Origin of the sequence: Clostridium sp., from assembly GCF_030532265.1 — a bacterium.
In the GTDB taxonomy this organism is placed as follows: domain Bacteria; phylum Bacillota; class Clostridia; order Clostridiales; family Clostridiaceae; genus Clostridium.
Window position 1 is genome coordinate 1 of record NZ_JAUNLM010000030.1, and the last position, 25954, is coordinate 25954.

Annotated in this window: 30 protein-coding genes and 1 tRNA gene; 4 read left to right on the top strand and 27 right to left on the bottom strand. The window is 28.8% G+C overall.

Annotation, left to right across the window (positions count from 1 at the left end; all coding sequences use genetic code 11):
* Nucleotides 1-67: 67 nt before the first annotated feature.
* Both Q4E08_RS07690 and Q4E08_RS07695 read right to left on the bottom strand, forming a co-directional pair.
* A tRNA-Tyr gene (locus Q4E08_RS07690) sits at nucleotides 68-153 on the bottom strand.
* Between the two features lie 164 nt (nucleotides 154-317).
* Complete coding sequence (locus tag Q4E08_RS07695; RefSeq protein ID WP_303129912.1) at nucleotides 318-926, bottom strand: hypothetical protein; 609 nt, start codon at nucleotides 924-926, stop codon at nucleotides 318-320.
* Between the two features lie 106 nt (nucleotides 927-1032).
* Between Q4E08_RS07695 and yyaC the strand changes: the two genes are divergently transcribed.
* Nucleotides 1033-1572: a spore protease YyaC gene (gene yyaC / locus Q4E08_RS07700; RefSeq protein WP_303129913.1), complete on the top strand. Its 540-nt coding sequence runs from the start codon at nucleotides 1033-1035 to the stop codon at nucleotides 1570-1572.
* A 29-nt stretch (nucleotides 1573-1601) separates the two neighbouring features.
* Here yyaC and mreB read toward each other — a convergent pair whose 3' ends face one another.
* The 16 genes from mreB to Q4E08_RS07780 all read right to left on the bottom strand — a co-directional run bounded on the left by mreB (nucleotide 1602) and on the right by Q4E08_RS07780 (nucleotide 15601).
* A complete protein-coding gene (gene mreB, locus Q4E08_RS07705; RefSeq protein WP_303129915.1) occupies nucleotides 1602-2636 on the bottom strand; it encodes a rod shape-determining protein MreB in 1035 nt (344 codons plus the stop codon).
* A 126-nt stretch (nucleotides 2637-2762) separates the two neighbouring features.
* The gene (gene spoIIID / locus Q4E08_RS07710; RefSeq protein ID WP_303129917.1) at nucleotides 2763-3014 is read right to left on the bottom strand and encodes a sporulation transcriptional regulator SpoIIID; all 252 of its coding nucleotides are present in this window, start codon (nucleotides 3012-3014) and stop codon (nucleotides 2763-2765) included.
* A 68-nt stretch (nucleotides 3015-3082) separates the two neighbouring features.
* Entirely contained in the window at nucleotides 3083-3859 is a 777-nt protein-coding gene (locus Q4E08_RS07715) for a M23 family metallopeptidase (protein ID WP_303129920.1), read from the bottom strand.
* A 124-nt stretch (nucleotides 3860-3983) separates the two neighbouring features.
* Nucleotides 3984-5009: a stage II sporulation protein D gene (spoIID, locus tag Q4E08_RS07720; protein WP_303129922.1), complete on the bottom strand. Its 1026-nt coding sequence runs from the start codon at nucleotides 5007-5009 to the stop codon at nucleotides 3984-3986.
* A 116-nt stretch (nucleotides 5010-5125) separates the two neighbouring features.
* Nucleotides 5126-6385 (bottom strand): UDP-N-acetylglucosamine 1-carboxyvinyltransferase, encoded by a 1260-nt coding sequence (gene murA / locus Q4E08_RS07725; protein ID WP_303129924.1) that lies wholly within the window; start codon nucleotides 6383-6385, stop codon nucleotides 5126-5128.
* 21 nt (nucleotides 6386-6406) lie between these two features.
* Nucleotides 6407-7027 carry a hypothetical protein gene (locus Q4E08_RS07730; RefSeq protein ID WP_303129926.1) on the bottom strand — a complete coding sequence of 207 codons (621 nt, stop codon included), beginning with the start codon at nucleotides 7025-7027 and terminating at the stop codon, nucleotides 6407-6409.
* 163 nt (nucleotides 7028-7190) lie between these two features.
* Nucleotides 7191-7589, bottom strand: a complete 399-nt coding sequence (locus tag Q4E08_RS07735; protein WP_303129927.1) for an ATP synthase delta/epsilon chain alpha-helix domain-containing protein — start codon at nucleotides 7587-7589, stop codon at nucleotides 7191-7193.
* Between the two features lie 14 nt (nucleotides 7590-7603).
* Nucleotides 7604-9001: a F0F1 ATP synthase subunit beta gene (gene atpD, locus Q4E08_RS07740; protein ID WP_303129929.1), complete on the bottom strand. Its 1398-nt coding sequence runs from the start codon at nucleotides 8999-9001 to the stop codon at nucleotides 7604-7606.
* Nucleotides 9002-9018: 17 nt separating this feature from the next.
* On the bottom strand, nucleotides 9019-9873 hold the full coding sequence (gene atpG, locus Q4E08_RS07745) for an ATP synthase F1 subunit gamma (protein ID WP_303129931.1): 855 nt from the start codon (nucleotides 9871-9873) through the stop codon (nucleotides 9019-9021).
* A gap of 45 nt (nucleotides 9874-9918) precedes the next feature.
* Nucleotides 9919-11427 (bottom strand): F0F1 ATP synthase subunit alpha, encoded by a 1509-nt coding sequence (atpA, locus tag Q4E08_RS07750; protein ID WP_303129933.1) that lies wholly within the window; start codon nucleotides 11425-11427, stop codon nucleotides 9919-9921.
* A 10-nt stretch (nucleotides 11428-11437) separates the two neighbouring features.
* The gene (locus Q4E08_RS07755) at nucleotides 11438-11977 is read right to left on the bottom strand and encodes a F0F1 ATP synthase subunit delta (RefSeq protein WP_303129934.1); all 540 of its coding nucleotides are present in this window, start codon (nucleotides 11975-11977) and stop codon (nucleotides 11438-11440) included.
* A 2-nt stretch (nucleotides 11978-11979) separates the two neighbouring features.
* Complete coding sequence (locus Q4E08_RS07760) at nucleotides 11980-12471, bottom strand: F0F1 ATP synthase subunit B (RefSeq protein WP_303129935.1); 492 nt, start codon at nucleotides 12469-12471, stop codon at nucleotides 11980-11982.
* Between the two features lie 55 nt (nucleotides 12472-12526).
* Complete coding sequence (gene atpE / locus Q4E08_RS07765) at nucleotides 12527-12772, bottom strand: ATP synthase F0 subunit C (RefSeq protein ID WP_303129937.1); 246 nt, start codon at nucleotides 12770-12772, stop codon at nucleotides 12527-12529.
* A 63-nt stretch (nucleotides 12773-12835) separates the two neighbouring features.
* Entirely contained in the window at nucleotides 12836-13486 is a 651-nt protein-coding gene (locus tag Q4E08_RS07770) for a F0F1 ATP synthase subunit A (RefSeq protein WP_303129939.1), read from the bottom strand.
* Between the two features lie 4 nt (nucleotides 13487-13490).
* Nucleotides 13491-13853 carry an ATP synthase subunit I gene (locus tag Q4E08_RS07775; RefSeq protein ID WP_303129940.1) on the bottom strand — a complete coding sequence of 121 codons (363 nt, stop codon included), beginning with the start codon at nucleotides 13851-13853 and terminating at the stop codon, nucleotides 13491-13493.
* 569 nt (nucleotides 13854-14422) lie between these two features.
* Nucleotides 14423-15601: an acetyl-CoA C-acetyltransferase gene (locus tag Q4E08_RS07780; protein WP_303129941.1), complete on the bottom strand. Its 1179-nt coding sequence runs from the start codon at nucleotides 15599-15601 to the stop codon at nucleotides 14423-14425.
* A 259-nt stretch (nucleotides 15602-15860) separates the two neighbouring features.
* On the opposite strand from Q4E08_RS07780, the gene Q4E08_RS07785 reads away from it, so the two are divergent.
* Nucleotides 15861-16355, top strand: coding sequence for a dCMP deaminase family protein (locus Q4E08_RS07785; protein WP_303129942.1), 495 nt, complete (start codon nucleotides 15861-15863; stop codon nucleotides 16353-16355).
* 56 nt (nucleotides 16356-16411) lie between these two features.
* On the opposite strand, the gene upp is transcribed toward Q4E08_RS07785, so the two are convergent.
* The 8 genes from upp to Q4E08_RS07825 form a co-directional block, all read right to left on the bottom strand.
* The gene (gene upp / locus Q4E08_RS07790; RefSeq protein WP_303129943.1) at nucleotides 16412-17041 is read right to left on the bottom strand and encodes a uracil phosphoribosyltransferase; all 630 of its coding nucleotides are present in this window, start codon (nucleotides 17039-17041) and stop codon (nucleotides 16412-16414) included.
* Nucleotides 17042-17060: 19 nt separating this feature from the next.
* Nucleotides 17061-17510, bottom strand: a complete 450-nt coding sequence (gene rpiB / locus Q4E08_RS07795) for a ribose 5-phosphate isomerase B (RefSeq protein WP_303129945.1) — start codon at nucleotides 17508-17510, stop codon at nucleotides 17061-17063.
* A gap of 64 nt (nucleotides 17511-17574) precedes the next feature.
* The gene (locus Q4E08_RS07800; protein WP_303129947.1) at nucleotides 17575-18027 is read right to left on the bottom strand and encodes a low molecular weight protein arginine phosphatase; all 453 of its coding nucleotides are present in this window, start codon (nucleotides 18025-18027) and stop codon (nucleotides 17575-17577) included.
* 18 nt (nucleotides 18028-18045) lie between these two features.
* Nucleotides 18046-19092 carry an L-threonylcarbamoyladenylate synthase gene (locus Q4E08_RS07805; protein ID WP_303129948.1) on the bottom strand — a complete coding sequence of 349 codons (1047 nt, stop codon included), beginning with the start codon at nucleotides 19090-19092 and terminating at the stop codon, nucleotides 18046-18048.
* A 17-nt stretch (nucleotides 19093-19109) separates the two neighbouring features.
* Entirely contained in the window at nucleotides 19110-19697 is a 588-nt protein-coding gene (locus tag Q4E08_RS07810; protein ID WP_303129950.1) for a hypothetical protein, read from the bottom strand.
* Between the two features lie 59 nt (nucleotides 19698-19756).
* The gene (gene prfA / locus Q4E08_RS07815) at nucleotides 19757-20839 is read right to left on the bottom strand and encodes a peptide chain release factor 1 (RefSeq protein ID WP_303129952.1); all 1083 of its coding nucleotides are present in this window, start codon (nucleotides 20837-20839) and stop codon (nucleotides 19757-19759) included.
* Nucleotides 20840-20891: 52 nt separating this feature from the next.
* Entirely contained in the window at nucleotides 20892-22664 is a 1773-nt protein-coding gene (gene prmC / locus Q4E08_RS07820; RefSeq protein ID WP_303129955.1) for a peptide chain release factor N(5)-glutamine methyltransferase, read from the bottom strand.
* An 11-nt stretch (nucleotides 22665-22675) separates the two neighbouring features.
* The gene (locus Q4E08_RS07825) at nucleotides 22676-23263 is read right to left on the bottom strand and encodes a thymidine kinase (RefSeq protein ID WP_303129957.1); all 588 of its coding nucleotides are present in this window, start codon (nucleotides 23261-23263) and stop codon (nucleotides 22676-22678) included.
* Between the two features lie 173 nt (nucleotides 23264-23436).
* Between Q4E08_RS07825 and rpmE the strand changes: the two genes are divergently transcribed.
* Nucleotides 23437-23640, top strand: a complete 204-nt coding sequence (gene rpmE, locus Q4E08_RS07830; protein WP_303129960.1) for a 50S ribosomal protein L31 — start codon at nucleotides 23437-23439, stop codon at nucleotides 23638-23640.
* Nucleotides 23641-23769: 129 nt separating this feature from the next.
* Nucleotides 23770-24885: a glycosyltransferase gene (locus Q4E08_RS07835; RefSeq protein ID WP_303129958.1), complete on the top strand. Its 1116-nt coding sequence runs from the start codon at nucleotides 23770-23772 to the stop codon at nucleotides 24883-24885.
* A gap of 20 nt (nucleotides 24886-24905) precedes the next feature.
* Here Q4E08_RS07835 and rho read toward each other — a convergent pair.
* The coding region (gene rho / locus Q4E08_RS07840; protein WP_303129959.1) for a transcription termination factor Rho at nucleotides 24906-25954 on the bottom strand (1049 nt) is incomplete at its 5' end.

A 25954-nucleotide genomic window follows, 5' to 3' on the forward strand; every position in this document is an offset into this window, starting at 1 on the left:
TCGAACCTGTGACCCCCTGCTTGTAAGGCAGGTGCTCTCCCAGCTGAGCTATGCGCCCACAAATAAATGGTGGTGGAGGAAGGATTCGAACCTTCGAAGTCAACTGACAACAGATTTACAGTCTGCCCCCTTTGGCCACTCGGGAACTCCACCATCTTTTAAAGTTTTAAGTCGTTTGGCTTACTCGCTCAACCGACAATAGTTAGTATATAGTTAACTCATATTTATTTCAAATTAAAAACTATGCCATTTAACAGAATTATTTTTATTTAACTTTAAAATTCTATCTTTTTCACCATTTTGCTATAAAACTTATATTATACTAATTGTTCTAATAATTCTATATTTATATATGGTGAAAGTATCTCTTTTACTTCATTGTAATCCTTTTTTGTAAGCCTAAGCTTAATTATTTTAAAAGCTTCACTAACTCCTCTAAATTCATCTTCATTTTTAATACTATTTTTTATTTTTTCTCCATCAACTGTTGATATCTTTTTTGCAACAGACAATAACTTAGTTTTATCTTTTAAACTTAGACTTTCAAATATCTCATTTTTATTTACATTAAATATTTTTACGCTCGCTTCGCTTGATTTACCTTCATTGTTATGATTAATATCTTTTTTTATTTCTTCATTATAGTTTAATTTATTATCTTTCTCATTTAGTAAATTTTCTTTTTTATTTTTAATAGATTCATCACTTAATTTTGATTTATCCCCTTTATCTTTAATATTATCCTTACTAACAACATCATTCTTTTTATTGTCTTCTATATTTTTCTCATTACTACCTTCCCCTACATTATTAACTCTTGATTTTTCTATATCAATAATATTATTGCTAGGAGTCCAAAAGCTAATAAAATAAATAGTCAAGGATGTTGCTATTGCTAGTAAAATTGTTATTACTAATTTTTTCATATTTATGTACACCTCCTATATTAGATATTGTCCATTTTACTTTTTCTTATTCATATCTTCTATTCTATATTTCAATTTCATATATATATTTCAAGGAGGTGTATATATGGAAAAAAAGGTTCATTACAATGACCCTTTTGCTTACTATACAATTGCTCAATCTATACTAGAATGCTTCTCTGAAAATTTAGTTATTGTTTGTATAGGTACTGACAAATGTATAGGTGATTGCCTTGGGCCTTTAGTTGGAACATTATTAAAAGAAAGTATGCTACCAATTCCTGTTTATGGTTCAATTGACTCTCCAATTCATGCATTAAATATAGATAAAAAATTAAAGTCTATATTATCTGACCATCCTAACTCATACATTATAGGTATAGATGCTTGTTTAGGTGAAGAATCTTCTATAGGTGAAGTTCACATTCGAGATTTTCCTATTAGGCCTGGAAAAGGTGTAGGAAAATCATTACCTGATGTAGGTCAAAAATCCATAGTTGGTATTATAGATTCAAATGAACATGCAGATTTATTTTATAAACGCTCAATAAGACTATCATTTGTATTTGATATTGCAAAAGTTATTTCAAAAGGTATTTTACATGCTTATTATGAATACAATTATCAAGAAAAAAAAACATTATAAATACCCCTATAAAAGGGGTATTTATAATGTTACTCTATTAAAACTACTTCTTCGCGATTTACAATTTTATCTAATTTATCAATATATCCTAAAACAGAACCTGTACCTTCTGCAACAGCTTCAATTGAATTCTCTGCAACTTTAACTGAAACGCCTGTTTCTACCTCTATGAGTTTATCTAATCCTTTAAGTAATGAACCTCCACCAGTCATTAAGATTCCTTTTTCAATTATATCTGCTGATATTTCAGGTGGTGTCTTCTCAAGTACTGACTTAACGGAATCTACTATCAAATTAACTGTATCTATTAGAGATTCTCTTATTTCTGTTGAATTTAACATAATCTCATCTGGCAACCCTGTTCTTAAATTTCTACCTTTAACTGAGATTTTCTCTTCTGCAGAATTATCAAAAGCTGATCCTATTTCAATTTTAATTTGTTCTGCTGTTTTTTCACCAATCATTATTTTATATTTATTCCTTACATACTTTATAATAGCTTCATCAAACTTGTCTCCTGCGACTTTTATTGATTTTCTAACTACTACTCCGCCTAATGATATTACTGCAACATCACAAGTTCCTCCACCTATATCAACTATCATATATCCATCTGGCTTAGTTATATCAAGTCCTGCGCCTATTGCAGCTGCAAGGGGTTCTTCTATAAGATGAACATTTTTTGCACCAGTATTTCTTGCTGCGTCCATAACAGCTCTCTTTTCAACTTCTGATGCTTGTGATGGTATACATATCATAACCTTTGGCGCCATTATCTTTTTGCTTCCACAAGCTTTTCTTATTAATTCTTTTAACATTTTTTCAGTCATATCATAATCTGATATAACTCCATCTTTTAAAGGTCTAACCGCAACAATATTTCCTGGTGTTCTTCCAATCATTTTTCTTGCTTCTTCTCCAACTGCTAAAACCTTTCCATTATTTCTATTAATTGCAACAACTGAAGGCTCCTTTAATACTATACCTTTTCCTTTTACATAAACTAATACAGTTGCTGTTCCCAAATCTATCCCTAATTCACTTCCTGTTTTCCAAAACCACATTTTAAAATCCACTCCTAATTTATTTATATATTAGAAAATTTTACACTTTTAATATAAAGTAAATTATATATTGAATGTGGATTTAATTCAACTTACTTATTTAACTTTAAGCTTCTTAATAATAGTCTATTCAGCTGATTTATATTTCATTTTAGTAGCTTTTCCACCTCTTATATGACGCTCTGCTTTATTAAGTTCTAAAATATTATGAGTCTTTTCAGCAATTATAGGGTTTATTTTAGGTAATCTTTCGGTCATATCTTTATGAATAGTGCTCTTACTTACTCCAAAAACTTTAGCAGTCTTTCTTATTGTTGATTTCGAATCTATTATATATTGTGCTACTTCTAAAACTCTTTCTTGAATATAATCTTTCAAGAGTACTACCTCCTTAAATTTATATTAACCAGCCATATTAAAATGGCTGATTAATATTTTTCACCTAATTATTTTTTATAATTAAAGTATTTTAATGGATCTACTTCTGTGTATTTGTTGTTCTTATTTAATAAAACTTTTAAATGTAAAAAGTCTTCTTTAACACACATCTTTAAAGTGCTTGATGTATTACCAATTTTTCCAATTTCTTGACCTTTAGTAACTTTATCACCTTTTTTAACTTTTAATGCTTTATCTAAATTTGCATAAGATGTTTTCATTCCATTTGCATGTTTAACTACAACAGTAACTCCATAAGTAACATCATTTTCAATAATTTCATCAACAACTCCAGCTTCAGCTACTTTTACAGGAGTTCCAAGTTTTGCTTTAACAGATATTCCACCATAGCTATAACTTGAATCTCCCTTTTCTCCATCTTTTACAACCTTTCCATCCTTAAATAGGTATGGTTCGTTATGACCTTGTAGTAATATTCCATCTACAGGTTTAGTAAAATTCATTTTATTAGTATTTCCTACAGCCTGACTTGTTTGTTTATTTTCTTCTTTCTTGTTGTTTTGTGTACTATCAACTCTTTCGGAATTCTCCATAACACTATCAACTTTTCCTTCTTTATTTTCCTCAACATTAAGTGTTATCTCTTGTTGTGATTGAGTTTGTGATTGATCTTCTTTATTATTTGTTGCACTTTTTATTGCTATAGCTCCACCTATAGTGATTACACATAATCCAACAAATAACGCTACATAAAAACCTTCTTTCTTAAAGAAGTTTTTTACACCTTTAAATTTTTCATTTAATCCATTTGATTTTTTGTTCATAATAAACACCTCCTTTTCGTATTGTGTCCATAATATGAAAAATAATACATTTTTAATAAAAATTATAATAAAAAGAGTGATATTTGATTTTTAATCAAATATCACTCTTTAAATACCTATAAATTTATTTGAATTTTACCTTACCAATTTCAATATCAGTATAATAATGCTTTAATATATCATCATATTTTTTATTATTTTTGGCCATTATATTTGCTCCCCATTGACTCATTCCAACTCCATGCCCGCTACCTTTACAAGATATATTAACATTATCTTTTGAAAACTCCAAAGTAAAGTTTGCAGATTTTAAATCGAACATCTTTCTAAAATCTGTTCCTTTAATAGTTATATTTCCTATCTTAATTTCTTTTACAGATCCTCCCTCAGTTCTTGATTTTATTTTTACTTTACTTCTTATATTTTTTTCTGTAAGACCGGCTTTAGCATAACTTGTATTTATTATATTTATAAAATCATTGTTATTTATTATTTTTTCTGATTCATAAGAATTAGAAACTTCTTCCCCCTTACTAAAAACAGATTTCAAATAAGGTACCTCAGATGAAAATACATCTTCAGCATTTTCTGTTTTTCCAGAACTTGTTGAAAAAAATTGTGGATATAAAACAAGTTTTCCTTTATATGTTAATACCATATCCTTTGTTTCATTTATTGCTTTTTTTATTTTTTCATAATTATTCTTACGTTCCTTATCACTCCACTTTTCTAACCTTTCTTCTTTACTCATATATGCCTGACAATGGACAGCATCACATATTTCCCCACCTTTTGCTTCCTTACAATTATTAAGCCTTTTACTATAATAAAATGTCCTAGCAGCTATAGCCTGAGCCTTTAATGCTTCCAACTCAAAACTCGCTGGCATCTCGCTTGAAACAACACCTAACAAATATTCTTCTACAGGAATAGTTTCAATTTTATTAGTACTATGCCTAAACACTTTAACATTCTCCTCACCCTTTATATTTATATTAATAATAGAACTATTATTTAAATTTTCATTTGAAGTAAAATTTTCTATACCACTTCCCATAAGTATATATGGAATAATAAGAATAAATACCATAATAAATAATGTTGTTATACATATATCTTTAATATTTTCTATTATATCTTTCTCCCTCATTCCCATTCCCTCCTCTTTATGTATACAATTTATTTATATGATTTTTAAATAAAAATAGTACATTTAAAGCCATATTTATGTAAAGCACATAAAAAAATAGAAGGTATTAATACCTTCTATTTTTTTATTCTATAAACTTCTGCACCAAGATTTCTAAATTTTTCTTCTATATCTAAATACCCTCTATCAATATGATATATATCAGATATTTCTGTTACTCCATCAGCAACTAAACCTGCTAATATCATAGCAGCACCAGCTCTTAAATCTGTGGCTTTAACTTCACATCCAGTTAATCCTCTTACACCTTCAACAACTGCAACTCTACCATCAATTTTAATATTAGCTCCCATTCTTACTAATTCAGGAACATGCATAAATCTATTTTCAAACACTGTTTCTGTAACTAAACTAGACCCATTTAAAATTGATAATAAAGCCATCATCTGAGGTTGCATATCTGTTGGAAATCCTGGATATGGTAATGTCTTTATATCAACAGGCTTTTTATCAAACCTACCATCTACTATTATTCCATCATCTTCTTCATTAAATATAATTCCACATTCTTTTAACTTTTCTATTAAAGGTCTTAAATGTTCTTCATTTATATCATTTATTTTTATAACGCTATTAGTCATTGCTGCTGCAACCATAAATGTTCCAGCCTCTATCCTATCATAAATAGGTTTATATTCTAATCCTTTTAATGAATCTACACCTTCTATTGTAATCTTTCCAAGTCCAGCACCTTTTATTTTGGCTCCCATTGAATTTAAAAAGTTAGCTAAATCCCATATTTCTGGTTCTTCAGCAGCATTTTCTATAATTGTAGTTCCACTTGCTAAAACAGCAGCCATTATTATATTTTCTGTAGCTCCAACTGATGGAAAATCTAAATATATTCTATTTCCTATTAATCTCTTTGCTTTTGCTTCTATATAACCATGTCCTTTTATTATTTCTGCACCTAAAGCAGCGAATCCCTTTAAATGCAAATCTATAGGTCTACTTCCTATATTACATCCTCCAGGCATGGCAATTTTACAATATCCAAACCTTGAAAGCATAGGTCCCATTATCAAAAACGATGCTCTCATTTTTCTTACTAATTCATTTGTTGAATCAAAAACCTTTATACTGCTTGTATTTATTTTTAAAGAATTATCTATTTTTGAATAACTAATGCATGCACCTAACTCTTTAAGTAAATTTAATATAACTTGAACATCTTCTAACATTGGCGTCTTTTTTATTATTATATTGTTTGGAGATAATATTGTTGAAACTATTATTGGTAGTACTGAATTTTTAGCTGAATTTATATTAACTTCCCCTGATAGTTCTTTTACACCTCTCACTATAATCTTTTCCATATTTTCCTCCATAATAAATTTCTAGTATGTTGTAAATATAACTGGTGTACCTATAACAAGATATACTCCTGTGTTATATTTCATAATTCCATAACTTAGCTTTTCTCCATTCTTTAATGTTTCTTTTCCTACATATCCATTTTCAATTTTTAATAATTCTTTTTTTAATTCTATATTATCTATATAAAAATTATCTGTATTGGATATTTCTCCCTTATAATATTTAAAGTATCTTTTATTTCTAACTTTACTTGATAAAATATTATCTAATTCTCTTTTTAAATCTTCAGTTGACATACATTTATTTTTATTTATTATGAAGCTTTCAACAAATGTAATATTATCTTCTTCCCAAATTTTTATTTCAATAGTATTATTACTTTTTAAATAAAAATGATATTTATTATTTATATTTTCAATTTTATATTTATCACTCATCAATCCTAATATTCTATTTAATTCATAATCTTTATTTGATTCAATATTATATTGTAACTTAACTCCATTTTCATTAAATTCAGTTTTATTAATCAAAAAATTTTCTAATTGATAAAAAGATATATTTTCTAAATTATTACTTGAAACTCCTGATAAATTAATAGAAAAAATAATAATATAGATGAAAAAGTTTTTTATCCCCATTATCCCCAACTCCTTACATCATAATTATTATCATTTTTATATTTTATTATTCATATAATTTATCTTATACTATAATATATAATTTTTATTATTTTTTGTGATACATTGTCATAAAATAGCTATAAATGAAAAAAGACTTAGGTAATATTACCTAAGTCTTTTTTTATCTTTTCTTTAACTCTAATCTTGTTAAAGCTCTAGCTAATGCTAATTCAGCTCTTTCTTTATCAAAGTTTTCTTCTTTCATATGCTTTTCAGCTCTTTGTTTTGCCTCTTGTGCTCTTCCTGAATCTATTTCTTCTCTAGTTTCAGAAGCTTCGCAACAAAAATCTAAAACATTCTTTTTAAATCCAATTACACCAGTTGAAGTAAATAGTTCTATTTTTTCACCATTAGATCTAGTTATCTCTGTAATACATGGTATTGTATTGATTACTATAGATGCATGGTTTGCAAGTATTTCAACTTTGCCATTTTCAGTCTTTGTTAAAATACTTATAACATCTTCTTCAAACTTAATTTTGTCTGGTGTCATTATCTTCAGTTTAAAGGTATTTGCCATATCGCATCATCCCCTTACGCTAAAGTTTTTGCTTTTTCTATAGCTTCTTCTATAGTTCCAACAAATAGGAACGCTGATTCTGGTAATTCATCATGCTTACCTTCAATAATTTCTTTGAAACCTTTTATTGTATCTTGAATTGTAACATATCTACCTTGCATTCCAGTAAATTGTTCTGCAACTGTAAATGGTTGAGATAAGAAGTTTTGAACTTTTCTTGCTCTACTTACAGTAACTTTATCTTCATCTGATAACTCGTCAACACCTAGTATAGCTATAATATCTTGAAGTTCTTTATATCTTTCTAATATATGCTTAACTTTTGATGCAACTTCATAATGTTCTTCTCCAACTACTCTTGGATCTAATATTCTTGAAGTTGAATCTAGTGGGTCAACTGCTGGATATATTCCACGTTCAGCTACACTTCTTGATAAAACTGTTGTTGCATCTAAGTGTGTAAATGTTGTTGCTGGTGCTGGGTCTGTTAAGTCATCAGCAGGAACATATACTGCTTGAACTGATGTGATTGATCCATGAGTTGTTGATGTGATTCTTTCTTGAAGAGAACCCATTTCAGTAGCTAGTGTTGGTTGGTAACCAACTGCTGAAGGTATTCTACCTAATAAAGCTGAAACTTCTGAACCAGCTTGTGAGAATCTAAATATATTATCTATGAATAATAACACATCTTGACCTTGATCTCTAAAATATTCTGCCATTGTAAGTCCTGTAAGAGCAACTCTCATTCTAGCTCCAGGTGGCTCATTCATTTGTCCAAATACTAATGCTGTATTTGCTAAAACTCCTGAATCTTTCATTTCATAGTAAAGGTCATTACCTTCTCTTGATCTTTCTCCAACACCTGTAAATACTGATAATCCACCGTGTTCTTTAGCTATATTATTTATAAGTTCTTGGATAAGTACTGTTTTACCAACTCCAGCACCTCCGAATAGACCTATTTTACCACCCTTTTGATAAGGAGCTATAAGGTCAACAACCTTAATCCCTGTTTCAAACATTTCTGGCTTAACTGATTGCTCTGCAAATGATGGTGCTGGTCTATGTATTGGATAGAACTCTTTTGCTTCAATTTTTCCAGCTAAGTCTAAATCAACTGGATTTCCTAAAACATTAAATATTCTACCTAAAACAACTTCACCTACTGGAACAGAAATTGGCTTTCCTGTATCTACAGCCTTCATTCCTCTTCTTAATCCTTCTGTCGCTTCCATAGCTATTGTTCTTACTATATCATCACCAACGTGTTGCTCAACTTCTGTTACTAATATGTTTCCGTCCATTTCTATTTCAATAGCATTATATATGTTTGGAAGTGACTCAGTATTAAATTTTATATCAACTACTGGTCCAATAACTTGAACTACTTCTCCTATATTATTAGGCATATGATTATACCTCCTCACTATTTTTGTGCTTCTGCCCCACCTACTATTTCTGCTATTTCTTGGGTTATAGCACTTTGTCTTATTCTATTGTATTTTGTATGTAATGAATCTAATAAGTCATCTGCATTCTTTGTAGCGCCATCCATAGCTGTCATTCTTGCAGATTGTTCACTAGTTTTTGCATTTAAAATACAATTAACTAATTTAGATTTTAAATAAAAATCAAAAGTTGCCTCTATTGAAGATTCACTATGAGGCTCTACCATGAAACCTCTATCTTCTTCAATTTCATCAAATTCTATAGGTAATAATTTTTCTACCTTTACAACTTGAGAAACTGGAGATGTAAATTCTGTATATACAACATTAATTTCTCCAACTTCATTTGAATTATATAATCTTAATGCATGTTTATAAATCATTGAAACTTCTTTCATATCACTTGTTTCTTTTATATCAACATATTCTGCTACAGTTTGGAAACCATATCTCTTCATATAAGATACACCTTTTTTTCCTAAACACATAACTAAGCTATCTGATTTTTCATCTCCAACGTGATTCTTAAGTCCTAATGCAACACTAACATTATATCCTCCACATAATCCTGAATCTGATGTTACAACAATATATAACTTTCTTTTTGACTGTCCACCTTTAAAATATATACCTTCTTTTTCAATATCAACTGATGAAAAAGCTTCTTGTGCTATATTTTTAGTAGCTTCAAAATATTTGTTATTTTTGTTTAATTCCATTCTGACTCTTCTTAACTTAGAAGTGGCAACAAGTCCCATGGCTTTTGTTATCTTTTTTGTATTTTCTACTGACTTAATTCTACGCTTTATTTCAATAAGTCCAGCTCCTGCCATACCTCCACCTCCTAAAAGATGGCATAGCTTATAATAAGCTATGCTTTATTTTAAGAATATTTTCTTGAATTCAGTAATTGCTTCTTCTAGCTCTTTCTTAATTTCATCATTTAAGACTTTCTTAGCTAAAATTTCTTTTCCTAATTCTCTATGTTGAGTATCCATATATTCTAAGAAATCTTCTTCAAATTTTCTTACATCTTCAACTTTTATATCTGATAAATAATCATTTACTGCAGCGTAAAGAATCATTATTTGTTTTTCAACTGCCATAGGAGAATATTGTTTTTGTTTTAAAACTTCAACCATTCTCTTACCTTTTTCAAGTCTTCTTGCAGTATCTGGGTCTAAATCTGATCCAAATTGAGCAAATGATGCTAATTCTCTATATTGTGCAAGTTCTAGTCTTAATGTACCTGAAACTTGTTTCATAGCTTTAATTTGTGCATTACCACCAACTCTAGATACAGATATACCTGCATTAACAGCTGGTCTTTGTCCTGAATAGAAAAGATCTGATTCTAAGAATATTTGACCATCTGTTATTGATATAACATTTGTTGGGATATAAGCTGTTACGTCTCCTGCTAATGTTTCTATAATTGGAAGTGCAGTTAATGAACCTCCACCATTCTTCTCTGAAAGTTTAGCTGCTCTTTCAAGTAATCTTGAGTGAATATAGAAAACATCTCCAGGATAAGCTTCTCTTCCTGGTGGTCTCTTAAGTAATAATGACATTGTTCTATAAGCAACAGCGTGCTTTGATAAGTCATCATATACAACTAATACATCTTTTCCTTGATGCATGAAATGTTCACCAATTGAACATCCAACATAAGGTGCTAAGTATTGAAGTGGTGCTGATTCTGAAGCTGTAGCTGCTACAACTATTGTGTAATCCATAGCACCAAACTCTGTTAATGTATTAACTATATTTGCTACTGTTGATTGTTTTTGACCTATTGCAACATAAATACAAATAACATCTTTATCTTTTTGATTTATAATTGTATCTATTGTAATTGCAGTTTTACCAATTTGTCTATCTCCAATTATAAGTTCTCTTTGTCCCTTACCTATTGGAATCATTGAGTCAATTGCTTTTATTCCTGTTTGTAATGGCTCGTTAACTGAGCTTCTATCTAAGATACTAGGAGCATGTATTTCAATTGGTCTATATGCTTCTGGTTTAACTGGACCTTTAGCATCAATAGGATTTCCAAGTCCATTTAAAACTCTTCCTATTAAGTCTGATCCAACTCCAACTTCAACAATTTTTCCAGTTCTCTTAACAACGTCTCCTTCCTTGATTCCTTCTTCTGAACCAAGTAAAACGCATCCTACATTATCTTGCTCAAGGTTTAATGCCATACCATAAACATCATTAGGGAATTCTAATAATTCACCTTCCATACAATCATCTAAACCATATACTCTAGCAATTCCATCACCAATTTGAATGATTGTACCTGAATCAACTGTTTTTATTTCTTTATCATATTTTTCGATTTCTCTCTTAATTATAGAAGTAATCTCTTCTGGTTTGATATTCATGGGTTCACCTCTATTCCATCTTAAGCATTAGGGCTCTCATATCTTCAAGTTTTGCCTTTATTGATCCATCAATAACGTCATTTCCAACTCTTACATATAATCCACCTATTATGCTTTTATCAATTTCATGTTCTATAATTACTTTTTTATTATATTTATTTTCTAGCTTTTCTTTTAGTCTTTTTTCTTGATCTTCTGTAAGATCAATAACACTCTTGACTTTAGCTATTACTGTATTTCTTTTTTCCAAATAGATTTGTTCCATTTGGTTAAGTTTTTCTCTTAAATAAAGAATTCTTCCTTTTTCAACTAATATTAGTAAAAAAGATAATAGCTCCTCATCAACTTTTCCCTTAAATACGTCTATAAATATTTTTTTCTTCTTTTTAGTACTTATTTGAGGGTATTTAATAATTTCGTAAAACTCTTGATTGTTATCAATAATATCGCAGATTTCTCTTAAATCTTTTAGATATTCTTCAACTTTTCCCTTTTCTTCTGCTACTTTATATAATGCTAAAGCATATCTACGATCTAAATATTCGTACATAATTAAATACCTACCTTATTTATATAGTCATCGATAAGTTCTCTATGTTTTTTCTCGTCTATAGCTTCACCAAGGGCCTTCTCAGAAAGAAATACAGCTAATTCAACTGCTTGAGTTTTAATTTCTGATTGAGCTTTTGTACGCTCTCTGTTAATTTCTACTTTAGATTTTTCTACAATAGAGCTAGCTTCCCTTTTTGCATCATCTATTATTTCTTTATAGATGTTATCTGCTTTAGCCTTATATTGACTAACAATCTCTTTTCCTTCTTTTCTAGCTGTTCCGATTTCTTTTTCATTTTGAAGTTTTATAACTCTAGCTTTTTCTAAATCCTCATCAGCTTTATTTATTGTATCTTCTATACGACTTTTTCTTTCTTTTAAAATCTTGTTTACTTTATCAAAAGCGAAATGTTTAACAACCCAAAATAATATTAGTAGGTTAACTACAGTTACTATCATTTCTGGTATGTTAATATTCATATTAATTTCCAAATCTAAAGCCTCCCTTCCAGGCTTATTAAAACCCTATTCTGTATTATATTATTAATTAGTGAATACCAACGAATAATAAAATTAATGAAACTAGTAATCCGTATATTGCAGTTGTTTCTGCTAATGCACAACCGATGAAATATGTAGACATAAGTTTACCGCTTGCTTCAGGTTGTCTTGCTATGCTCTTTAGAAGACTAGCTGTTGCGTTACCAATACCAACTCCTGCACCTATTGCTGCAATAACTGCAAGTCCTGCACCAATTGCACGCATTCCTATTATAAATTCTGCTCCAGTCATAAATGATTCCTCCTTAAAATTGACAAATAGATTTCATTTTAATATTAGTTTTTATTGCTTGAATTATTCTTCTGCTGTCATCTTTATATAAATCATTGTTAATATTGTAAAGATAAATGTTTGTAAGAAACCATCAAACAAATCGAAGTATGCCATAAATGGCACTGGGATAGCTAATTGAGCAAACCAAGTCACTTTACTTAGTGCTTGTAATAACAATTCAATAATTACTGTAGCAACTGTAATATTACCAAAAAGTCTGAAACTTAATGTTATAGGTAACATTATTCTTTCTAGTATATTGATTGGTATTAAAGCTGGACTTGGATGGGCATATCCTTTTAAGTATCCTATTCCACCATTCTTTATAATTGAATTTATATGAATAATTAAGAATGTTGTAAGTGATAACACTAAAGCAACACTATAGTCTGCTGTTGGTGGATGTAATCCTATAAGATCTGTAACATTCATAAAGAATAAAAATAATACTAATGCACCAATATAAGCAGCAAATCCTGCATATTTATCGCCCATTGTGTTCTTAACCCAATTGCTAATTCCTTCAACGAAAATTTCAATTATTGTTTGACTTTTTCCTTTTGGAATAACTGAAAGATTTCTTGTCATTAATATAAGTACAATAGCTATTATTATTATTATTCCCCATTGTTGTAATACTGTAGACCCAATCTCTTTAAACAATGTTTCCACTCAATCACTTCCTTTCTTCATATTTAATTGCCATAAACAAAGAAATAAAGTTGGACATATAACCTATTACATAAGCTATAACATTATATTGGTTTTGCAATAATAACAACCCAACTATTGCAATAATAATTATTCTTATTACAAAACTAACCATTAACATTAAGCCCTTAAAGCCTATATCACTTTCTACAGTCTTTGTCATAACTGCACCACTTATTAAAAAATTAAAAATACTAACTATAGATCCAATGACAAAGGGAATCTGGTAATTAATATTTATGAAATATAAAATTATTAGCCCTGCAGTCAAGATAACTAAACTACTTTTAAAAGTTTGTTTTAGTATCCCACTTAAATCTCCAACCATAACTTCCCTCCTCGGCAATCATACTAACTATTATAGTTTATATGTTTTTTTCTCTAAAACTTAATTTTAAAGCAAATACCTGTATTTTCTTAATTTATTTCAGTTTATTATATTTTATTTACTGATTACTGTTATTTCCTTTGATTTAGTATATTTTTCAGTTATGGAGAAAGAAATAGGTTCTCTAATTTCTTTTTTCTGAATATTCAGATTTTTAATACATTCCTCATTTTAACTTTTACTATATTTTTCATAAGTTTTATAATATTTTTTAAATTTTGCTACTATGTATACATTTTCTTAAAAGCTTATAATGTTTAACTTCATATGTAGTTTGAATAAACCTTTTATTTTTTATTCATTGTGTTCTTTAATTATTAATATTTTTATTAATTTATTCATGTTTATGCATATATTAATTTATATTTCTACATATTTTTATTTATAATAATCATTTATTCTTTATATTTTTATTATAAACATTATTATCTTATAAATCATTAAAAATATTCAAAAAAAATATACCTTAAGAAAATTTCTTAAGGTATACTTTTAATTATATATTATAATTATCTTTCAACAATTATAGCAGTTCCCATTCCGCCACCTATGCAAAGTGTAGCTAAACCTTTTTTAGAATCTCTTTTTTCCATTTCATGAAGTAATGTAACTAATATTCTAGCTCCTGAAGCTCCAACTGGATGTCCTAAAGCTATAGCTCCACCATTTACATTAACTTTACTCATATCAAATCCTAAATCTTTAGCTACTGCTAAACTTTGAGCTGCGAAGGCTTCATTTGCTTCTATAAGATCTAAGTCTTTAACTTCTAAGCCAGTTCCTTCTAATGCTTTCTTTGTTGCACCAAATGGTCCATATCCCATAATTGCTGGATCTACTCCTCTTGATCCATATGAAAGAATTTTAGCCATTGGCTTAATTCCTAAACTTTCAGCTTTTTCAGCGCTCATTACAACTAATGCAGCAGCTCCATCATTTATTCCTGATGCATTACCAGCTGTAACTGTTCCTTCTTTAATAAATGCTGGTCTTAATTTTGCTAAAGTTTCTTCAGTTGTTCCAAATCTTGGGAATTCATCAGTGTCAAATATTTTTGGTTCTCCTTTTCTTTGAGGAATTACAACTGGAACTATTTCATCTTTGAATCTTCCTTCTTTTATAGCTTTTTCTGCTTTTTGTTGTGAAGCTGCAGCAAAAGCATCTTGTTCTTCTCTAGTTAAGTTCCATTGTTTAGCTATATTTTCAGCTGTTACTCCCATATGATAATTGTTGAATGCATCCCATAATCCATCAGTTATCATTGTATCTATCATTTTTCCATTACCCATTCTTTGTCCCCATCTTGCTGTATCTAAAGCAAATGGAGCTCTTGACATACTTTCCATACCACCAGCTACTACTATATCAGCATCTCCAGCTTTTATCATTTGAGCTGCTAAGCTAACTGCTCTTAATCCTGATCCACAAACTTTATTTAAAGTCATTGCTGGTACTTCATTTGGAAGTCCTGCCTTTATAGCTGCTTGTCTAGCTGTATTTTGACCAAGACCTGCTTGAATAACATTTCCCATTAATACTTCTTCTACCATTTCTGGTTTAATTCCTGCTCTTTTTATTGCATCTTGAATTACTGTTGCTCCTAAATCTACTGCTGGAACATCTTTTAAAGATCCTCCAAATGATCCTAACGCTGTTCTAACAGCACTTACTATTACTACTTCTCTCATTAACAAAACCTCCTAATATATGATTACTTTAAACCATAATCTTTGTTAAACTCTTAACATACTTTTATTATAACCATTTCATTCCTAATAATCAATAGTTTTTGTTAAATTTTAAACAAATACTTTTTATAATATTTTTACTTTTTTTGTGATTGTATTATAATATTAATTAAATTAATATTAGTTTATTAATTTAATAATGTTATTAATATATATAAATAGTAAAATTACATAATTTTTATAAAAGGAGCTTTTATTTATGAAAAGAACAGATTACATATCTTGGGATGAATATTTTATGGGACTTGCTCTTTTATCAGCAAAAAGAAGTAAAGATCCAAGTACACAAGTTGGAGCATGTATAGTTAGTCCTACCAATAGAGTATTATCTGTTGGTTATAATGGATTTGCCTTTGGTTGTTCTGATGATGATTTTTCTTGGAATAGAGAAGGAGAATTTCTTGAAACAAAATATCCTTATGTTGTTCATGCAGAACTTAATGCCATATTAAATAATAGAGGTGTATCTTTTGAAAATGCAAAATTATATGTAGCTCTATTCCCTTGTAATGAATGTGCAAAGGCTATAATACAAAGTGGAATAAAAGAAGTGATTTTTTTAAGCGATAAATATTCTAATACAGATGTTGTTAAAGCTTCTAAAAAAATGTTTAATGCAGCTGGAGTTAAATTAACTCAATTGAAACCTTCAGTAGAAAAAATAGAACTTTCATTTAATGTAGATGATATTTAAAAAAATAAATCCTTCTATTTATAAATAGAAGGATTTATTTTTAAACCTTATAATAATTATTTAGTACCAAATAATCTATCCCCTGCATCTCCAAGACCAGGTACTATATATCCTTGCTCATTTAACTTTTCATCTATTTCAGCTACGAATATATCAACATCTGGATGAGCTTCCTTTATAGCCTTTATTCCTTCTGGTGATGAAATTAAACACATAAGCTTTAAGAATTTAGCTCCTTTATTTTTAAGCATTGTTAAAGCATCTATAGCTGATCCACCAGTTGCAAGCATTGGGTCTACAACTATTATTTCTCTTTCAGCTATATCTTGAGGTAATTTACAGAAATATTCAACTGGTTGTAATGTTTCTTCATCTCTATATAATCCTATATGTCCAACTTTAGCTGCTGGTATAAGCTTTAAAACACCATCTACCATTCCAAGACCGGCTCTTAGTATTGGAACTATTGCTAGTTTCTTACCTGCAAGCATTCTACATTTTGTTTTACATATTGGTGTTTCTATTTCAACATTTTCTGTTGGTAAGTTTCTTGTAACTTCATATGCCATTAACATTGAAACTTCTGATACTAATTCTCTAAAATCTTTTGATCCAGTATCCTTACTTCTTATAAATGCTAACTTATGTAGTATTAATGGGTGATTGATTTCTGTAACTTTACTCATTATTTAACGCCTCCAAATTTTATTTATTATATTTTTCTTCTATTTTAGATATTTTGTCTATTCTTCTTTGATGTCTATCTCCCTCAAATTTTGAATTTAAGAAAGTTTTCACGATATCAATTGCAAGACCTGTTCCTACAACTCTTTCGCCTAATGCTAATATATTAGCATTATTATGTTCTCTTGTTGCATGAGCACTAAATGTATCTGAACATAAAGCTGCTCTTATTCCTGGTACTTTATTAGCTGATATACTAATTCCAATACCTGTTCCACATACTAATATTCCAAACTCAAATTCATTATTAGCTACTGCTTCAGCAACCTTTAATGCATAATCTGGATAATCACATGATTCTGTACTATATGTTCCAAAATCTTTTGTTTCATATCCATTTTCTTTTAAATATGATATTATTTCATTCTTTAAATTATATCCACCATGATCTGATCCTAATGCTATTTTCATGAAAAACACCTCCAAATATTTATTTAAATTTATAAAAAAAGAAAGTAAGGCATGTAATAAAACATTACACACTTCTAACTTTCTTTAATTTATCTATTAATAAAGGCATTACGCCTTCTAACTCTTTATATATTTTTTGATAAACAGAAATGGTGCTACCGTAAGGGTCAGTCACTTCCCCCTTAACGCCAGCATATTCACAAATTGAAAATACTTTATCTTTATAATTTGGATAGTTTTCTTTTATAAAGTCTCTACCATAATTAGTCATAGTTAATATAATATCTGAATTCTTAATCATACTATCATTTAATTGAATAGCTTGCTTATCTTTTACATCAACATTCAACTCTTCTTTTATAAGTTCAGCTGATTTTTCAGTAACAAAACTACCCGGTACAATAGTAATTCCTGCTGATTGAGCTACTATATCAGAACTATTTATTAATTTATTAAATATTTCCTCAGCCATTGGGCTTCTACAAGTGTTTGCTGTACACACGAAGAGTACCTTCATAAAAAAACCTCCAAAATCTTATACGTTTATAACATCATATCCAGCTGCTTTATTTAATCTATTCATAATAGCAACTCCTAATCCTTCTTCATCAAAAGCTTCCGCTAATATTATATCAACATTTAAATCATTGAAAGCCCTTAATGATTCAAAAAGATTTGATGCAATCTCTTCTAGGTTATTTGATTCACCTAAAATTACTTTTTCACCATTTACATAGCTATTACTATTTTCTTTTGTTGTAAGTATTCCAACTCTTTTTCCTGCATCTATATAATTTTGTACCATTTCATTAATTTTTTCAATAGTTTTTTTTCTATTTCCTTTTATAATTTTTAATTTTGCATTTGGAGCGTAATGTCTATACTTCATTCCTGGTGCTTTTGGCTTAAAATCTTTTGAATTACTAAGAAGCCCTTTATCTATTTCTATATTTTTATCAACTTCTTTAAGCATCTCTAAAGTTATTCCACCTGGTCTTAATACAAGTGGAGGATTAACTGTACAATCCACTATTGTTGATTCTACACCTACCTTACTTTTTTCTCCACCTATTATATAGTCTACTCTCCCTGTTAAATCTTCCACGCATCTTTCTAAATCTGTTGGACTTGGTTTCCCACTTATATTAGCTGATGGTGCAGCAATAGGAACTCCTGATTCCTTGATTAACTCTAATGCAATTTCATTAGATGGCATTCTAACACCTATTGTATCTAAATTAGCACTTGTTGTCATAGGTATTATATCCTTTTTTTCTAATATTAATGTCATTGGACCTGGCCAAAATTTTTCCATTAATTTTTTAGCAACCTCTGGTACATTTTTAACATATTCATCTATATTTTTAGATGCAACATGAATTATTAAAGGATTATCTTGCGGTCTTCCTTTTGCAATAAATATTTTCTTAACACTCTCTTCATCTAATGCATTTGCTCCTAACCCATAAACTGTTTCAGTTGGAAATGCAACTGTTCCACCATTTTTTATAACTAATGCGGCGTCTTCTATATATTTCTTATCATCGCTTACTTTTTTTATAGTAGCAATCTTTGTTTCCAAAGTTAATTCCTTCTTTCTTAATCTAAAGTTTGCCCACGAGCAATTTTTACATTTTGAATACAATCTTTTGTGAAATGTGCTTTAGGAGAATATTTAAATATCTCATCTAAAAATGGATACTTTTTAAGCCCTCCTTTTTTTATTATTTGAAAATAATATTTTTTATCTGGATTTATTATTCTTACTTTTTTATATTCATCTGCAACATCTTTATATCTATTTAATAAACCTTCTGTTACAGGCTTCATTCTTCTATTTCTTAATTTAGTATCAGTAATAATTATAATTTTCATGTAATCTTCAATTCCATCTGTATGAACTACTGCTATTTTATCACATAATATAGTATTACTTTGATTAAATAATCCTACTTTAAATCTAAGTTTATTATTTTTATAAGAAAACTCTAATTTATTATTATCAATTTTCTTTAAAATAGCTAATAATATAAGTAACTCTAAAATTATTACATAAATTATATAAAATTTAGTTATTATTCCAGTTAACCATAAGGTCATAGGCAAAAATATAGCTAATGCAGACATGCATATATAAAAATTTCTTGAAGATTTTTTTTCCTTTTTCAATGCTAAATATATATCCATCGCCATACTCCTTCTATATTCTAAAAGCCTCACATATTAATGTAAGGCTTTTAGGAAAATTACATTTCTGTATTTCCCATTTGTTTCATTTTTTCAGCTTGATCTGCAGTTATAAGTGCATTTATAACTTCATCAATATCACCATTTAGAAATGTTTCTAACTTGTATAAAGTTAATCCTATTCTATGATCTGTTATTCTTCCTTGTGGATAGTTATAAGTTCTTATTCTTTCACTTCTATCTCCAGTACCAACCTGACTCTTTCTATCTTCAGCAATACCAGCTAATCTTTCAGCTTCAGCTTGCTCGAATAATCTTGCTCTTAATACTTTCATAGCTTTTTCTTTGTTTTTAAGCTGTGATTTTTCATCCTGACATGAAACAACTAATCCTGAAGGTAAGTGAGTTATTCTTACAGCTGAATCAGTTGTGTTAACGCACTGACCACCATTACCTGATGCTCTAAATACGTCTATTTTAATATCTTTATCATTTATTTCAATTTCTACATCATCAACTTCTGGTAAAACAGCTACTGTAGCAGTTGAAGTATGTATTCTTCCTGAACTTTCTGTATCAGGAACCCTTTGAACTCTGTGTGCTCCACTCTCATATTTAAGTTTTGAATAAGCACCTGCTCCTTTTATCATGAATACAACCTCTTTGAAACCTCCAATGTCAGTTTCATTTGCACTCATAAGTTCAACTTTCCATCTATTCTTTTCAGCGTATTTAGTGTACATTCTGAAAAGATTAGCTGCAAATAGTGCTGCTTCATCTCCACCAGCACCACCTCTGATTTCAACAAATACGTTTTTATCATCATTAGGATCTTTTGGTAATAAAAGAATTTGAATTCTATTTTCTAATTCTTCTTCTCTTGATTTAAGCTCATTTATTTCTTCATTAAGCATTTCTTTCATTTCTTTATCAGATTCCATTTCAAGCATATCCTTGCTATCTTGTAAATCTTCGATTACTTGTTTATATTCTTTATATGCTCCAACTATGATTTCTAATTCAGCATGTTCTTTGCATAGTTTTCTCCATTCATTTTGGTTTGCCATTATTGATGGATCACTAATTTTTACTGATAATTCATCATACTTGTTCTCTATAAATGCTAATTTATCTAATAACATTCTTATCACTCCGTAATATCTATTTTCATATTTAACTATTATAGCATATATACTAATCTTTTTTCAATATAGGTAAATAGCCAATTACTACCCTATCAAGTCCTGCTAAGTCTTTTAAAACATTAACATTTTTAAATCCTTTTTCAATCATAAGTTTTTTTACATCTTCTCCTTGATCATAGCCAATTTCAAAAGCTAATATACCTTTTCCCTTTAAAACCAAAACACTATCATCAATTATTTTTCTATAAAAAACTAATCCATCTAATCCTCCACTTAAAGCAGTATGAGGCTCATATCCTTTTACATCTTCCATTAAATTACTAATTTCTTCTTCCTTAATATATGGAGGATTTGAAACTATAATATCATATTTTTTTCCTTGATTTATCACTTCAGTTAATAAATCACTCTTTATAAAGGTCATTCTATCTTTTAATTTAAGTTTTTCTATATTTTTTTTGGTTACTTTCTCAGGTTTTTCAAAATAATCTATTGAATCTACTTTTACATTATTTCTATAATTTGCAATTGCTATTCCAATTGCTCCACTCCCTGAACATAAATCACATATTTCTAAACTTTCATTATCATCTATATTCTTAAGTACTTCTTCTACTAGTATTTCTGTATCACCTCTAGGAATTAATACGCCTTCCTCAACAAAAAGCTCTAATCCCATAAACTCACAAGTACCTAAAATATATTTTATAGGCATTTTTTCTTTTCTTTTTTCTATTAATTCAAAGTAATTTTTCTTGTTATCATTAGTTATCTTTTCATCACTATGAGTTAATAAATATAATCTATCTCTACCTATTATATGTCCTAGTAAAAGAGTAGCATCTAATCTTGCAGTATCTATATCCACACTTGATAAAGTTTTTGTTCCTTCATCTAAAAGTTCTAATATTGTCATTTTTTCCTCCGGTAATCCTTCCGCCACTTGAAGTGATTTTATTGCAACTTCTATTTGATCATCATCTGGCTCTTTTGTAGTTATTTTTTGAAGCTTTAAGCCTGGTGCTGCAATAATTTTTGCAAATTTATTATTTGATTTTCCAAGCCATTTTATTAATTCATAAGTTACTCCTGAAACAACTGGAATTAATATTATTCTAAGCACTAATCTTTCTAAAAAAGTTCCCCACCCAGTAAATGCAAATATTATTATACTTACAAACATTATTAAAAATAAAAAATTGGTTCCACATCTTGGATGAAACCTTGAATATTTCCTTACATTTTCAACCTTTAAAGGTTCTCCTGCTTCATAACAAAAAATAGTTTTATGTTCTGCTCCATGATATTGAAATAATCTATACATATCTTCCATCTTGCTTACTAAAGTCATATATCCTAAAAGAATTATTATTCTTATTGTTGCTTCAATTATATTAAGACCTATACTTGGAACATTAAACCATTTAAATATTGATGCTATCCCAGTTGGCAATGCCACAAATAACAATATTGACATTATTATTGCAAATATCATTACTCCAGCCATTATTATATCATCAAATCTCTCTCCAAATTTGCTTTTAAGCCATTTTTCAAATTTAGATGGTTCACTATCTTCTTCAAAAAATGATGCTGAATAATTTATTAGTTTTATTCCCTGAACCATTGAATCAATAAGAACAAATGCACCTCTTATAATCGGTATATTCAATATTTTATATTTCTTAGTTATAGGAACTACTTTTTCAAACTTTACATCTATTTCTCCGTTATCTTTTCTAATTGCGGTAGCCATTCCTTTGCTACCTCTCATCATAACACCTTCAATAACGGCTTGACCACCAACATCACATTTTTTCAATATATCCCCTCCTATTGCTTGTTTTTATATTTAAAATAACATTCCCCACATAAAGATTCATAAGTTACATTATCCATGTTATCTATTGCAACTTGTTCTCCTTCAAATACAAATCTATCATTTATTTTTCTAGCATTTAAAAGTGCCTTGTTACCACATTTACAAATAGTCTTCATTTCTTCAATACTATGTGCTAAAAGTAATAATCTTTCACTGCCTTCAAAGCCTTCCATTTTAAAATCTGTTCTTAATCCATAACATATTATTGGTATATTTAAAGTTACAGCAATTTCAAATAATTGATCTATCTGTTCCTTCTTTAAAAATTGAACTTCATCTACTAATATACAATCTAATTTCCCATATTCTTTTACATTATTTTTTACTAAATTTAAAATATTTTCCTCTTTTTTAACTAATATATCAACTTCTCTAACTACTCCCAATCTTGAAACAAGTTTATTTCCACCCTTCTTATCAGTTGAAGGTTTCATTAATATAACTCTCATTCCTCTTTCTTCGTAATTATATGCAACTTGCATTAAATGCGTTGATTTTCCTGAGTTCATAGCACCATACCTAAAATATAATTTACTCAAATTTTTTCCTCTCCTTTTACATAACAGTTATTACGATTATAGCATTTCTATCTATTTATAAAAAGTTTTTTTTAATTTTGTCTTTTATTGACTGCTATACACCAATATGATATACTTTAGTGGTTATTTGTTGTGTTAATCACAATGAAATTTTCTCAAAAGAGGTGAAAAATATGAAAAAAGGCATACATCCAGAATACCATCACGACGCAGTGGTTAAGTGTGCATGTGGAAATACTTTTACAACTGGTTCAGTTAAAGAAGAACTTAAAGTAGAAATATGCTCAGAGTGCCATCCATTCTACACTGGTAAACAAAAAATTGTTGACGTTGGTGGAAGAGTTGATAAGTTCAAGAAGAAATTCAACATTAAATAAGAAATTTAGGGAAAGACTTTTTGTCTTTCCCATTTTCTTTTTATAAATTTTATTTTAATTAATCAAAAATAATGATAGACTATATATGATTGAAATTATAATAAATTTTAGATGAAGCGAGTGAAGTACATGAAAAAGGTTCTTATATTAACCACTTCAACTGGACAGGGTCATAATCAAGCTGCAAAATCACTTAGCGAATTATTTAAAAAAAATGATTTTAAATGCGTAAGTTATGACTTTTTAAGTAATAGCAGTAGATTTTTAATAGAAGCTATTGTTGGTGGGTATGAAATTTCTGCCATGAATTTTCCAAACATTTATGGATTTGTCTACAAACTAACTAATAACAAATATATAAATGCATTAACACGTATACCATTCTTTTTAGTAAAAAAAAGACTTTTAAGCTTAATAAATATAGAAAAACCAGATATTATAATATCGACGCATCCTTTAAGTATATGTATAATGGATAAATTAAAGGAAGACGGATTAAATATTCCATTTGTATCAGTAGTTACAGATTTTAAAGCTCATTATAGTTACATAGGAAAAAATGTGGACGCCTACATTACTGGAAGCGAATTCACCAAAAATTCTTTAATAGATAAAAAAATTGAAAAAGAAAAAATTTATCCTTTAGGAATACCAATTAGGGAATCATTTTTTGAAAATGACGAAAACATACCAAATATAAAAAGTAACGATTTTTTCAATATTTTATTAATGAGTGGAAGTATGGGACTAAAGAATATTTCTTATGTCCTAACCGAACTTCTTAAGAATAAACATAAACTTAGAATAACCGTTGTTTGTGGTAATAATAAAAAATTAAAAGAAGACTTAATAAAAAACTGCTCTAAAGCATATCCTGATAAAAAATTACACATTCTTGGATTTTCAAATGATATAGCATCTTTTATGGAATATTCAGATGTATTAATTTCAAAGCCAGGCGGACTTACAGTTACCGAATCTATAGTTAAAGATTTACCATTAGTAATTCCTTTCGCAATACCTGGTCAAGAACAAGAAAATACAGAGTTTTTAACTTCTGAAGGTTATGCAATAGAAGTAAAAAAGATAGAAGATATAAATAAAATTATAGATTCTCTTATTGATAATCCTAATAACTTAACTAAAATGAAATCTAAAATTTCGAAATTATCCAATACTTATTCTTTAAATTCAATTGTAAAATTAGCAAATGATTTAATAAAAAGAACTAATATAAAGGAATAGCCTTTATATTAGTTCTTTTTTTAAATATTATTCTTTTCAAAATTCCTTATAAATTCTTCATTATTTTTAGTTTTTGATAATGTCTTTATAAGTTTTTCTGTTACACTATCTATATTTCCTTCATTATACATTACTTTTCTTATTGTATATGCAACATCTTTTTCTTCGCTTGTTAATAATAAATCTTCTTTTCTAGTTCCTGACTTATATATATCTATTGCAGGGAAAATTCTTCTTTCCTGAAGTCTTCTATCTAAATGAACTTCCATATTTCCAGTTCCCTTAAATTCTTCAAATATCATATCATCCATTCTTGATCCTGTATCAACTAATGCAGTAGCTAATATAGTTAAACTTCCACCTTCTTCTATATTTCTAGCAGCACCAAAAAACTTTTTAGGCATAATTAATGCACCAGGATCAAGCCCTCCAGTTAAAGTTCTTCCAGTTGGAGTTATTGTTAAGTTATAAGCTCTTGAAAGCCTTGTTAAACTATCTAAAAGTATAACTACATCTTGACCTTGTTCAACTCTTCTCTTACCATGTTCTAAAACCATTTGAGATACTTTTTCATGATTTTGTGGTTCTTCATCAAATGTTGAATAGACAACTTCTCCATTAATTGATCTTTGCATATCTGTAACTTCTTCTGGTCTTTCATCTATAAGAAGTACTATAAGCTTAACTTCTGGACAATTCTTTGAAATATTTTGAGCTAATTTCTTTAAAAGAGTTGTTTTACCCGCTTTTGGTGGTGCAACAATCATCCCCCTTTGACCTTTTCCTAATGGACATATTATATCCATAAGTCTTGTTGAAAGATCATTTTCCTCCGGTCTTTCAAGTCTAATTCTTTCTTTCGGATATATAGGTGTTAATTTTTCAAAAGGTGTTCTTCCTATAGCTTTTTCAGGACTTTCATCATTAACCTTGTCTAAATATATTAAAGCTTTAAATTTTTCTCCTTCTTTTGGCTCTCTAACTTTTCCTTCAAGTTTATCACCAGTAGATAAGTTAAATCTTCTTATTTGAGCTGGAGATACATAAACATCTTCACTACTACTTAAAC